General features: G+C 60.0%; 1 protein-coding gene. It reads left to right on the top strand.

The window, feature by feature from the left end:
• Positions 1–89 precede the first annotated feature (89 nt).
• Positions 90–723 (top strand): TetR family transcriptional regulator C-terminal domain-containing protein (locus F2P67_RS27435; RefSeq protein WP_166226362.1); only part of this gene is annotated, 634 nt, incomplete at its 3' end.

Here is a 723-nt window from a genome sequence, read left to right as displayed (position 1 = left end):
ACTGGAGAATCACTGTGCTCTTGCTGTACAGTCGTTCAGCTCGCAGCCAATACACGAGCCCTCATGACTGAATCCAGGAGCATGTCGCCATGAATCAGGAAGCCCGTTTTTCCCGCATGGAACCGGAGTTGCGCAAGGCCAATCTGATCGAGGCGACGCTGGTGTGTCTCAAGCGCCATGGCTTCCAGGGCGCTTCGATCCGCAAGATTTCCGCCGAGGCCGGTGTCTCGGTTGGCCTGATCAGTCATCACTATTCCGGCAAGGACGAACTGGTGGCCGAGGCCTACATGGCGATCACCGGGCGGGTCATGACCCTGCTGCTTGATGCCATGGAACAGGCGGCGCCCAATGCCCGGGAGCGGTTGTCGGCGTTTTTCCGTGGTTCGTTCTCCGCCGAATTGCTCGATCCGCAGTTGATCGATGCCTGGCTGGCGTTCTGGGGTGCGGTGAAAACTGCCGAGGCAATCAACCAGGCCCACGATCATTCCTACGGCGAGTACCGTGGCATCTTGCGCAAGGTGCTGATGGAACTGGCGCAGGAAGAGGGCTGGGAAAACTTTGACGCCGATCTCGCCGCGATCAGTCTCAGCGCCTTGCTCGATGGCCTGTGGCTGGAATCCGGACTTAACCCGGGCACCTTTACGCCGGAGCAGGGCATCCAGATTTGCGAGGCCTGGGTCGACGGTTTGCAGGCTGGTGGGCGCCAGCGTTTCTGTGTACAGA

Origin of the sequence: Pseudomonas atagonensis (assembly GCF_011369485.1) — a bacterium.
In the GTDB taxonomy this organism is placed as follows: domain Bacteria; phylum Pseudomonadota; class Gammaproteobacteria; order Pseudomonadales; family Pseudomonadaceae; genus Aquipseudomonas; species Aquipseudomonas atagonensis.
The sequence above is the reverse complement of the archived record's forward strand: the minus strand, read 5'-3'. Positions and strand labels throughout refer to the sequence as shown.